The sequence below is a fragment of the Streptococcus downei MFe28 genome (assembly GCF_900459175.1).
GTDB lineage: Bacteria > Bacillota > Bacilli > Lactobacillales > Streptococcaceae > Streptococcus > Streptococcus downei.
The window spans coordinates 1,924,171-1,935,521 of the sequence record NZ_UHFA01000002.1; the positions used below are offsets into that span (position 1 = coordinate 1,924,171).

Consider the following 11,351-nt stretch of genomic DNA (forward strand, 5'->3'; position numbering starts at 1 on the left):
TGTCCACCTAAGCCTGTCCAGCCCTTAGGAGTATAAATTATAAATAGGTTACACCCACTTGTGCAACCTACTTATTATACCATACTTAGACTAAAATAAACGTCTATCGGTTTGGAAAAGTTAGCTAATGTTCTCTAGGGTTTTCTAAGAGTACTTCTCGACTACTTCAGCTAGCTGGGAATATAAAAAATGAGAAAGACTGGCTTTCCCATTTTTGTTTTTCAGTTTTTCTTAGTCCTGCTTCCGGCGCAGTCCTAACAGGCTAAAGCCAGCAGTCAGGCTTACGAGGCCTAAAAGTGGCAGGTAAGCATTGCTACTATCCCCTGTGGCTGGCAATTGAGCTCCTGCTGGCGGCGCTGGCTGATAAGCCTTGCCCTGACGAGGCTGGAAGACTACCGTAGTAGTGGTCTTAGGATCCACTGGACTTGGCTGCTTCGGCTCTGGTGTGCTGGTCCTTACCGTATTAGAGCTATAGGTAATTCCATTGACCGTATTGACATAGGTATTGGCAAAGGTCCCGACGGCTATCCGCTTCATCTGCAGGTAGACTTCCGCTTGGAAGGCCGAGTCTACAGACACAGACCGCAAGAAATCTTCCTTGAAGGTCACAACAATTTGGCCATTAGCTTCATCAACTTGCGCTTCTGTATATGAAGTCAAGTCAGTACCCGCCTTGATGATTGTACCATCCTTGAGGGTCAGGTCAACCTTGGCAAAGGCCTTGTATTGGCCCGTGTACTGGTCACCAGTCTGATCATAGTCATCGTTGAAGCTGTACTCAAAGAGCTCTTCGGCATGGTCCGCTGGAATGATACCACCGATGAGACGGTAGTTAAAGACCTGATTGAGGGCGATGGTCTGTCCATCCACATTGGTACTATCCGCTGGATCCATGGTCAAGGTCACATCCTTTTCAGGATTGATTTGCGGCACATTGTTAATCACAATATTAGATTCATAGCCATTACCAAAGTCAATCTGGTAGGCCTTGTTTTCATAGCTACCACCGATCTTGCCCATCTCAGCCTTGACCGTCATTGGAGTGACGATGGTCAGGTCAGTTCCGGTAACCACATAGGCATCGTAGAAGGCCTGAGGATCGTCAGCGGTAAAGACTTGGAAGGCTCCCTTAGGGGTAATGTTGGCCTTCTTGAGCATGTCTTGAACAGCTGCTGGTGCGGCCTCCAGACTGGCGTAGTCAGCCACGCTGACACCAGTGACCGCCTTGCCGTTGGCATCGGTCAGCTTAATCAGGTCGGTGCGCAAGTCCAGCGCCTCTTCAGGATAGTCATCCACATAGAAGAAGCCTTTTTGGATGGTCTCCTTGGCCGATTTATCGCCCTTGTATTGGTCCAGGTCCCAAGTCAATTCATAGTAGTTGGTGGTACCAGCTAGGACGGACTTACCATCAATCACCACACCGTTTTCATTCTTGTTGACCTTGTGCGGGGTGATGTAGTTGTTGCTTGGGTTGTCTGGGTCGTTAGGTTTCCCTGGTGTGGTCACGCGAACGATATTGGATTTAATACCGTAAGCATCATTGACCAGCAGGGTGAAGTTATTGGTGTAGGTAGCGCCATCGTTGAGGACTTGTCCCACAACTGTTGGGTAGATAGTCGCCACGGCCTTAGTCAGATCTTGATTAAGGGCAGCCAAGGTTTGAGCGGTCGCTGTGAAGGTTACCGTATGGGTCATGGCATCATAGCTAGCTTCAAAGCCTGGGCTGGCGACCTTGGTAGCTTCCAGATTAAGTTGGTAACCGCTTGGCAGAGGATCCATCAAGACAAAGGAGGTCGTTTCTGGACGACCGGCTGGCAGGTCTGCTGTCTTCAATTGGAACTTAACCGTCGACTGCTTAGCCACCAGGGTCTTGTCAATATCCAGGTCATCCTGGTTTTTGATTTCCTTGGTGACGCCGGGTTGGACCGCTAGTTTATAGTAGTGGTAACGAACCGTTGGCACGCTGACGGGGCCAGGGACAGTCTCATAAACAGGTTCAACTGGTGGGGTTGGCAAGCTTTGGTAGCTTGGCTCGACGGGTTTTTTCGGTTCCTCTTGGTCTGGGGTAGACTGAGGTGGGGTTGGTTCCTTTTCGTAGCTTGGTTCTACCGGTGCTGGTTCCAACTCTTTTTCAACCTCATAGGTTGGCTCAACGGGTTTCTCGGGAATGGATTGATCCGGAGTCTTGGTCGGTGGGGTTGGTTCCTTTTCGTAGCTTGGCTCAACTGGTGCCGGTTCCAGCTCCTTTTCAACTTCATAAGTAGGCTCTACTGGTTTGTCTGGGATATTTTGGTCTGGAGTCTTGCTTGGTGGTGTTGGTTCCTTTTCGTAGCTTGGTTCAACTGGCAGATCTACCAATTCCTTCTCAACTTCATAGACTGGCTCGTCTGGCTTGGTTGGCTCAACTGGTGGGGTTGGTTTTTCCTTGGTCACCTTAGGGACATTGACTGCCCGAATCTTACCATTAAGGGAATACCAGATATTTGGTTTTTTACCAGCAGTATTATCTTTACCAGGTACCTGTGGCATTTCAGCTAGGCTGAGAACATTGGTCGCTGAGGTTGCCCCCAAAGTGATGTAGTTGTTGGGGCCGGACATTCTGACAGCACCAGCACCATACCAAGAATTAGGAGCATCAGCAGAGTCCCAACCTGAACCAGGCTCACTTGCTCTGGTGTACATGGTGTGAAGGGAACCGCCTTCACCCTTTTTAAAGTTGAGGGTGTCGGTCGCATAGATCATGCCATTTTTTTCACCAATGGATGAGCCAGAAATCTTAACGAAGGTACCGCTGTAGTCCTTGGCCATCTCAATGGAATTGTGTTCCCTGTTAAGGGAGGCAACTGACAAGAGGGCATTATCAAAGTCGATGGGATTACCGTCTTCATCGTAGAAGGTGAATTCATTCTTGATAAAGATAGAGGTATCCTTCTCGTTTTGACCCGTATAGGCTGAGGCAAAGACCCCTAGGGTTGGGTCAGTAAAGATACCTAACCAAACGTTACCAGTAGGATTTTGAAACTTGGAGTCAGGGTCAACCGTATACTTGTAGACCACCTTAGAAATTTTCTTACCATTGTAGTAAGAGTTTTTCAGGTTGGTATAGGTGGCTGTAGCACTCTGGCCACGCTTGAGGAGGACAGAGGCAAACTTAACTTCTGAACCATTGCTGACAGTGGTTGTCCAACCAGCCTTATCACCGAAATTACCAAAGAGCTCTACTGAGGAGGCCACATCATCAGCCTGCTCCAGATAGGTTATATTTAGATTATCTGGCTGCAGGTTGTGTTTGTTATATTGTTCAGTATCGTGGCTAAAGGCTTCATCAAGGGCGGAGGCTTTCAGTAGCTTCCCATCGGTCACTAGGGAAATCTGAGCATTGGGCTCCAAGTCATAGACCAGACTCTGGGCTGAGGGCTCACTGAGGTTCCCATCTTCATTCTTGTGCTTTTCCAACTCTTCCAGAGCTGCCTTGATTGCGGCTTGTTCATCTTGATAGGCTTGGAGTTTAGCTGGGTATTCCGCTAGGTCCTTCTTGTACTGAGCAAGCTCTTCTTGGTACTTAGACAGTTTGAGTTCATAGTCTGTCTTGGCCTTGGCATTGCGTTCACGGATAGCACGGTTGGCTTCCGTAATTTCGGCATTTTTAGCATTAGCTTCCTGAACTTTCTGCTCATATTCTTGCTTAGCAGCTGCATTGGCTGCTTGCACACGAGCCAGTTCCTTTTCATAGGCTGCTAATTTTTCTTGGTAGTCTGCCTCATTAGCGGCGTTACCAGATTGAGCTGCGGCCAAATCCTTTTGATATTGGGCTAATTTAGCTTCATAGTCAGCCTTAGCTTGCGCATTGCGCTGCTGGATAGCCTTATTTTCGGCCGTGATTTGGGCGTTCTTGGCCGTGTTGGCAGCTAGAGCTTGTTCGTAGGCCTGCTTGGCAGCTGCATTAGCGGCTTGCACGCGCGCTAACTCTTGTTCATAAGCTGCCTTCTTAGCTTGGTAGTCCGCTTCATTTGTAGCATTACCAGACTGGGCTGCGGCTAAATCTTTTTTATATTGAGCCAACTTGGCTTCGTAATCTGCCTTAGCTTGGGCATTGCGTTGCTGGATAGCGGCGTTTTCTGCCTTGATTTGCTCATTCTTAGCGGTGTTGGCAGCTAGAGCCTCTTCGTATTCTTTCTTAGCAGCGGCATTAGCAGCTTGAACCCGAGCCAATTCTTTGTCGTAGGCTTCCTTGGCCGCAGCGTAGGCTGCTTGACTGTCATTATTAGCTTGTTGAACGGCTGCTAGGTCCTTTTGATATTGAGCCAGCTTAGCTTCGTAATCAGCCTTGGCTTGCGCATTCTCATTGGTAATGCGTTCCACTTCTGCCTTGTTGGCCGCCAAATCTTGTTCGTATTGGGCCTTCTTAGCCGCGTTTTCTTGAGTGATTCGGTCTGTTTCGGCTTGGTTAGCAGCCACAGCTGCCTTGTAGTCTTCTGTTGTCTTTTGGATGTCTGCGGCTTGCTTGCTGTAGTCATCCTTGATTTCACTTTCTTTTTGGCTAGCTTCGTCAGAACTTTCTACTGTCCCTTTATCGACTGTCTCATCCTGCGAAACGGTCACGCCAGCTTCCTTAGCACTCTTAGCAGCTTCGTCAAGCTCACTTGTGGGTACATCAACTGACATGGAACCTGTCTTTTGACCGGCTTGTTCCTGACTAGTAGTAGCTTGCGAACTCGGATTGTCCTGTTTTTCTGGCAGGTTGGTTGCGGGATTCCCAGTCTCCATCCCAACGACTGCGGTGTCGACATTGCTAGTTGTGCTGGTTTCCTCAGCAAGTACCTTTTGGCCTGCTACTGAAGCTAAAATAGCAGTTCCCAAGAGGGCGCCACAAAGGGTCTTACTGATTTTACTCTTACGAAACCCGAAAGTTTCTCGTTTTTCTCTCATTTCTCTGCTCTTTATTTTTAGTATTTTTTCTGTAACATTTCGCAAATGATACGTCACATTATTATTATGTTACCAATTTTTCTAATCTTAGTCAATTAATGCTTATCACCTCCTTCGTTTATTAAGTTTAAATTAATGTTTTGTGTTTAATTCGTTTTTTAATCCTATATTAACACAGGGGACTATTCTCAATCTGAGAATAATCGCCAATTCATTAGGCGAATTTGAGTTGACTAATGCTCCTGGCTTCTCAAATGGATGTGCTCCTAATCAAAAGCTTGAATGAACCTGTCCGCCTATTTTATACTGAATTAAAATCAGAAACCTTTTTGCTATTTTCTAAGATAGCAAAAGTTAGGGAGAAATTATGAGGGACAGAAAGAACTATTAGTTGGTTACTGGCCATATTTTTATCAAATAGACAGAAACTTCACTGGTCATCGCAGTTAAGATAGACTTGCTCATTCTAGCTATTTTTGCTAGTATGGACTTATGTCACAAGAGGAGCTTTTGCTGAGAATGGCTGACTGTGAGGTTTATCCCTGTTTGAACCTTGGGAAAAACTTCCAGGAATCGCCTAAACTCTTTGAACCTGAACAGGATAATGCCTGCGTAAGGGATGTGCAAACCAGAGATGAAAAAACAACCTTCTTCATCCCAGTTTTGATTGTGGCAAATCAATTTACATTTGCCCAGTCCAACTGGGTTAGGAAGGATTTTTATGCAAAAATCAAATGTTGCGACGTTGGCGGAAATCGCTATTTTTGCAGGTTTAGCTATGGTTTTGGATGTTTTCACCCAACCCTTAGCCATTGGCCCTTGGATTTCCCTGTCCTTTAAGATGACTCCCATCTTTCTGCTTGCCTTTCGCCGAGGAACCAGACCTGCCATGATGGCTGGTTTTATCTGGGGAATTTTACAGGTTGCTCTTGGGCAAGCGGCTGGGGGCTGGCTCAATTTATGGCAGGGCTTCCTAGAATATTTTGTCGCCTTTAGCCTGATTGGGCTGGCTGGCCTTATCAAGCCCTGGCTCAACAAATCTTTGAGAAAAGAAAGAACCCTGCAAAGCCTGACTTTCATGGCTTTAGGAGCCCTCATTGGTAGCCTAACTCGCTATACTATCCACTTTATAGCGGGCCTACTCTTTTGGGGTAGCTATGCTCCTAAGGGACAATCTGCTCTTGTTTATTCAGCTATCATCAATGGCTCATCTTTTCTAGGCGAGACCCTGGCCTGCCTGATTGCCTTATTTCTACTCTACCCCTTTATCAAACGCTTTTTGATGGCAAACTAAAAGAAGGGGCTGGGCAAAAAGTCCTGAATTAACAAAATCGCATGAAATCTTTCGTTTAAAAACGCTGATTTCATGCAATTTCTTATTTTTAAAATCTGAGAAAATTAGTGGGTTTTTGAGTTTTTGCCCAGCTCCATAGTCACTCTAATGAGAAATCATAGAGTGACTTTATCCGTGGGAAAATTTTGATTTCGAAGAGTATAAAAAACCCCTGACATGATTCTTTTTCATGCCAGGGGCTTTCTATATCTTGGGCTCCTCAGATAGAGGCACCAGCCTTAGTCCAGTTGATATATTTTCAGGCCTTCTTCTGTATCTTCGACGAGAATTTTATGCCTACGGTATTTCCAAAGTAAGAGGTAGGAGAAATAAAAATCACCCACGCAAATGGCTGTATGAACCACTGCCAAAAAGATAAAGGCTAGGGGAGACAGGCTCCCTAGGGCCAAAAGCAGGGTCAAAAGCAGGCTAGTCAAGACAAAGGGGGCTAAGTAGATAATCAGCATCTGCCCCCTAGGATAACGAGAGCCAGGGCTGGTCGCATTGAAGAGACCTAAACGCCAGCTGGTTCCATACTTGAGAGGATTCTCAGGCCGAAAAAGCTTGAAGTAAAAGCCGTGAATCCCTTCGTGAATAACCAATAAGAGGGCTAGGGCAAAGTGGGCGAAAAAGGGCTCCCACCAGTAGTTCAGATAAGTATTTGACACCCCAATAATCAGTTTGGCCAACCAAGAGAAAAAGAGAAAAAAGGGCAGACAAAGAAAAAGGCTCCCTAGACAAAGCCCTATTGATAACGCCTTTCTTTGTAATAAATTTAAATCCTCAACCAATTTCATCTGGGCATCTCCCGCCACATCTCTCTTTTCAATTCTACCCTTTGGGAACTCACTCGTTCTTTAATAATTCTCCTTTATTGTATCACGTCCCTGCTATTTTGCCAATCTTAGATTGAAATTCAGAGCAAGAATCTTTCAAAAAATGTGAAAACCGGCTTTACATTTTCTTTTTCAGAGGCCAGTGAATGAGTAAGGACTTTGCACTCAACAAAAATTAAAATCTGAATGATTGACGAAATTTTTCTTTAGGAATTTTCAGGTTTTGATTTTAAGCCAGTATTTGCTTGATTTCTCAAGAAAAAGCCAAGCTCGAGCAAACGTGGCCGGATATAGAGATTGGCTGAGTAGGGGTGAAAAGGCTGGCTTAGAGTTTCAAACCTGGTGACTTTTCAGATATTTGTCAAAACAGGTCCAAACTCGCAATCCGTTGGACAGCCTCAGTCAAGCGTTCTGGCTCGACCAAGAGACCGATTCTGACATAGCTATCACCTGCTTGACCAAAGCCTAGTCCTGGTGCGACAGCCACATGGGCCTTTTCTAACAGGAGATCCGCAAAGCCTTGGCTGGTGTAACCTTTAGGAACTGGCATCCAGGCGTAAAAGGAACCCTTGGAAGGAAAGGCCTGCCAGCCGATTTTAACGGCCTCCGATACAAAGGCCTCTCGTCTTTGGTCGTAGAGATGATTGAGCTGGGCGATGGCTTCCTTGGCTCTCGGATCTAAGAGGGCAGCTACTCCTGCATCCTGAATGGCAGGAAAGACACTGACAAAAAGGTGGTCTTGGATGAGGTTAAGGGCTTCAATCATATCCGCATTTCCAGCCGCAAAGGCTAGGCGCCAACCTGCCATGTTAAAGGTCTTAGAAAAGGTATAGAGCTCAATGCCGACTTCCTTGGCCCCCGGTGTAGACAGGAAGCTAGGATTTTCATAGCCCTGGTAGCCCAGGGCACCATAGGCAAAGTCGCTGACGACACCCACTTGGTACTTCTTAGCCCAAGCGACCAGGGCTTGGTAGAATTCTGCTGTCGCAACGGCCCCAGTTGGATTATTGGGGTAATTGATATAGATAAACTTAGCCTGACGGGCAGTCTCTTCAGGAATGGCCGCTAAATCTGGCAGAAAGTCATTTTTAGCCAGCAGAGGAAAGGTCTGGTAATTTACCTTCCCTAAAGCCACGCCTGAAAGATAGTCGGGATAGCCTGGATCCGGCAACAAGAGGAGGTCGCCAGGATTCATCAAGGCCCAGGGCAGTTCAACCAAACCAATTTTTGAGCCAGCCAAGACACAGATTTCTTTTTCTGGGTCAAGGTCAACCCCATAATTTTCCTTGTAAAAGCTAGCAGCCGCCTTCTTAAAAGGTGGATTGCCCCGAAAGAGGGAATATTTGTGGGAAGCTGGCTTGGCTGCTGAGGCCTGTAAGGCTTCCACGATAAAATCATAGGTGGGTTGGTCGGGATTACCCTGACCCAGGTTGATAACATCGGCCCCCTGAGCAATCTTGGCATTAACCTTAGCCACTAGATTGGCAAAAAATTGCTTGGGTAGCCCCTTTAATAATTCAGATTCTTCAAATTTCATAAGCTTCCTCCTCAATGGTAGAGATCTGGCCGACGGTCGTCGAAGACAGGGATGTGACCACGAACTTGCTCCACCTGGCTTAGGTCTACGTCTGTCGTAAAGATACCTTCCGCATCATCGGAGGCCTGCAGAATGACCCGCCCCAGAGGGTCAATAACTAGGGAGTGACCATTAAAATGATTATCAGGGTCATCTCCTACCCGATTGACCGCTACTACAAAGGCCTGATTTTCCACGGCCCGAGCCTTAAGAAGTATCTCCCACTGCTGGACCCTAGACTCCGGCCACTCGGCAACGACAAAGAGAAGTTTGGCCCCGTCAGCCATGAGGGTCCTCAGCCATTCAGGAAAACGGATATCATAGCAGATGACATTGCTGGCCTTGACGCCGTCCACTTGAAAATGGCTTTCTTGCTGACCAGCTGCCAAGTAACGGTCCTCCGCCATCAGGCCAAAGAGGTGGACCTTGTCGTAGCTGGTCAGGAGTTGACCGTCCTTGCCATAAACATATGTTCGGTTGAAAAATTGACCATTCTCCTCGACAGCCACCGAGCCACCAACAAGAGCAACCTTATGCTCTCTGGCAAACTGGCTGAGCAATCTTTGAGTTTGCTGACCCTCCTTATCCGCCAGCTGGGAGAGGTCAGCCAGGGCATAGCCCGTATTCCACATTTCGGGCAGAACAATGACATCAGGACTTTCTTGGACTGCCTGATGTAGGAGCTCCAAAACCTGCTGAAAGTTTTTTGAGGGCTGGCCAAAAGAAATAGCCATCTGAATCAGAGAAATACGCATAGAATACCACCCTTCAGGTCAAACTTGCCTCTATTTTAGCACAAAATATATTGTCTGATTATTCTGAACTTAAAAAAACTGGAAATTTTCTGTTAAAGAAGACCAAGCTCTCATGAACTTGGTCCGTGCTATCTAATTAGACTTGTCTAGGCTTGAAAAATTTTGAGGCCATTTTCTGTATCTTCTGCAATAATCTTATGCTGGCGATGCTTCCATGCCAAGACATAAGCATAGTAAAAATCACCGACACAACCGGCTGCATGAAAGGTGGCTAGGAAGAGATAGAATGGAGCCGTCAGCCAGCCTAGAGCTAGAAGAAGGGTTAGGAGGAGGCTATTGACAAGGAAAGGTGCCAAACCGATGACCATCATTTGACCTCTAGAATAGAGGGAACCTGGGCTGGTGGCATAGAACATGAAGGATTGCCAAATGACACCAAACTTGACCGTCTTATCAGGTTGAAAGAGCTTGAAAAAGATACCATGGATACCTTCATGCAAAATGAGGATAAGAGCCAAGAGAAAAAGGAGCAGGAAGGGATCCCAGAGATTAAAGCTAAAACGAATCTCTGGACTGCCAGTTATCAGACTGTAAATCCAAAGAAAGAAAAAGATAAAAGGGAATACAGCCAGGAAAGCAGCGACGTTCAGGCCCACAATCAGCCACTTATTATCCCTAACATTGATTTCTTGGAGTAGGGTCATAGGAATGTCCTCCTTTTCTAATGAACTTTTTGGGGGGGAGGTTGAAGTTGCATGAGATTTTAAAGTCAGTATTTCTTACAGTCGGGCAAAGAGTTTTAGTAAACGTTTTCAATTTTATTGTATATTATTGCGGCTTTCCTGACAAGGTCTAATAGGTATTCGGGGCAGAGTTTTTGCTTCGCCACTCTAGATTGCTTCATTAAGAATATTAAGGAACCTAGTTCTCGCTATTGCTCGAACTGGGTCAATGCCCCTAAGCTCTGCTCCGCAGTCGCTAAGGAAGTTTCGGAACGTAGATTTCACAATGTGAAATCTGCATCAATGTGCCTAAGCTTTACTTCGGCATTACTGCCTTATTTCGCTAAGGCACATAGAAAAAACCAAGCTCATCCAGGCTTGGTTCAAAATTACTGGATTGCTTCAATTGGTAGATTCATACCTTTCCAACCTTCAAGGGCACCTGAGAGTTCATAAGCCTCAAAGCCAGCTGATAATAAGATGAAAAGCGCTTGCTTACCTAGAGTCGTCCCACTATTCCAGTCATAAACTACATAGGTTTTACTTTTATCTAAACTCTCCAGTTGATTAGCTAGGTCTTTGGTAGGAATCGCCAGTGCTCCTTTAATCTGATCTTTTTTGACCTGAGCTGGTGCATTTCGTACATCTAAAATAACGTAGGGTGATTCTTCTGCTTCCATAGCTTTCAGCACTTCAAAATGGCTAATATAAAGGCTTAGGTAGGTTTCTAATAGTTCAAGTTTTGTCATTTTATTTCCTCCTTATGGCTTTAGCGATGGCTAAGAAGGTTGCCTTTTGGTTATCACTTAAATTGGCAATAACCGCCATTTCAACGGCACGCATTTCTTGCCACATCTCCTTCACGGCCTTTTTTCCTTTGGAAGTTAAGACCAAAATATTTTGTCGTCTATCCTTAGGGTTACGTTCCCTTGCAACAAAGTTCTTCTCTTCAAGCTGGTCAATCAACTGCCCAATCGTCGTCCTATCTAGGTTCAACTCCTCTCCCAGTTTTACCTGAGTTAAATTAGGATAGCTATGAATAGCGAGAAGAATCCCATAATAGCGAGAATCTCGGTAGTTTAATCCAATCTTTTCCAGCTGTTGAGCAAACTGACTGTCCATTTTCTGTGCAACTTTACTCAAGTTATAACCCCAAGAATTTTCTACTATCAAAACTTAATCACCCTTTCTGATTATCAG

At 45.8% G+C, this 11,351-nt stretch carries 8 protein-coding genes; 1 reads left to right on the forward strand and 7 read right to left on the reverse strand.

Going from position 1 to position 11,351, the window contains the following annotated elements:
- Positions 1 to 231 precede the first annotated feature (231 nt).
- Positions 232 to 4,929, reverse strand: a complete 4,698-nt coding sequence (locus DYE66_RS09225) for an antigen I/II family LPXTG-anchored adhesin (RefSeq protein ID WP_002996622.1) — start codon at positions 4,927 to 4,929, stop codon at positions 232 to 234.
- Positions 4,930 to 5,650: 721 nt separating this feature from the next.
- On the opposite strand from DYE66_RS09225, the gene thiT reads away from it, so the two are divergent.
- The gene (thiT, locus tag DYE66_RS09230; RefSeq protein ID WP_002997015.1) at positions 5,651 to 6,223 is read left to right on the forward strand and encodes an energy-coupled thiamine transporter ThiT; all 573 of its coding nucleotides are present in this window, start codon (positions 5,651 to 5,653) and stop codon (positions 6,221 to 6,223) included.
- 278 nt (positions 6,224 to 6,501) lie between these two features.
- Here the strand turns inward: thiT and DYE66_RS09235 are convergent, their stop codons facing one another.
- The 6 genes from DYE66_RS09235 to DYE66_RS09260 form a co-directional block, all read right to left on the reverse strand.
- Complete coding sequence (locus DYE66_RS09235) at positions 6,502 to 7,059, reverse strand: DUF3267 domain-containing protein (protein WP_115325136.1); 558 nt, start codon at positions 7,057 to 7,059, stop codon at positions 6,502 to 6,504.
- Between the two features lie 400 nt (positions 7,060 to 7,459).
- Entirely contained in the window at positions 7,460 to 8,635 is a 1,176-nt protein-coding gene (locus DYE66_RS09240) for a pyridoxal phosphate-dependent aminotransferase (protein WP_002996720.1), read from the reverse strand.
- A gap of 11 nt (positions 8,636 to 8,646) precedes the next feature.
- Positions 8,647 to 9,429: a carbon-nitrogen family hydrolase gene (locus DYE66_RS09245; RefSeq protein ID WP_002996755.1), complete on the reverse strand. Its 783-nt coding sequence runs from the start codon at positions 9,427 to 9,429 to the stop codon at positions 8,647 to 8,649.
- A 146-nt stretch (positions 9,430 to 9,575) separates the two neighbouring features.
- On the reverse strand, positions 9,576 to 10,133 hold the full coding sequence (locus DYE66_RS09250) for a DUF3267 domain-containing protein (protein ID WP_002996537.1): 558 nt from the start codon (positions 10,131 to 10,133) through the stop codon (positions 9,576 to 9,578).
- 407 nt (positions 10,134 to 10,540) lie between these two features.
- A complete protein-coding gene (locus DYE66_RS09255) occupies positions 10,541 to 10,900 on the reverse strand; it encodes a rhodanese-like domain-containing protein (protein WP_002997425.1) in 360 nt (119 codons plus the stop codon).
- A gap of 1 nt (position 10,901) precedes the next feature.
- A complete protein-coding gene (locus DYE66_RS09260; protein ID WP_044123720.1) occupies positions 10,902 to 11,324 on the reverse strand; it encodes a MarR family winged helix-turn-helix transcriptional regulator in 423 nt (140 codons plus the stop codon).
- Between the last annotated feature and the right edge of the window lie 27 nt (positions 11,325 to 11,351).

Bases quoted from the DNA above. Each gene is read 5' to 3' on its own strand.
- DYE66_RS09225 (WP_002996622.1), bottom strand. From the start codon at position 4,929: ATGAGAGAAAAACGAGAAACTTTCGGGTTTCGTAAGAGTAAAATCAGT.
- thiT (WP_002997015.1), top strand. From the start codon at position 5,651: ATGCAAAAATCAAATGTTGCGACGTTGGCGGAAATCGCTATTTTTGCA.
- DYE66_RS09235 (WP_115325136.1), bottom strand. From the start codon at position 7,059: ATGAAATTGGTTGAGGATTTAAATTTATTACAAAGAAAGGCGTTATCA.
- DYE66_RS09240 (WP_002996720.1), bottom strand. From the start codon at position 8,635: ATGAAATTTGAAGAATCTGAATTATTAAAGGGGCTACCCAAGCAATTT.
- DYE66_RS09245 (WP_002996755.1), bottom strand. From the start codon at position 9,429: ATGCGTATTTCTCTGATTCAGATGGCTATTTCTTTTGGCCAGCCCTCA.
- DYE66_RS09250 (WP_002996537.1), bottom strand. From the start codon at position 10,133: ATGACCCTACTCCAAGAAATCAATGTTAGGGATAATAAGTGGCTGATT.
- DYE66_RS09255 (WP_002997425.1), bottom strand. From the start codon at position 10,900: ATGACAAAACTTGAACTATTAGAAACCTACCTAAGCCTTTATATTAGC.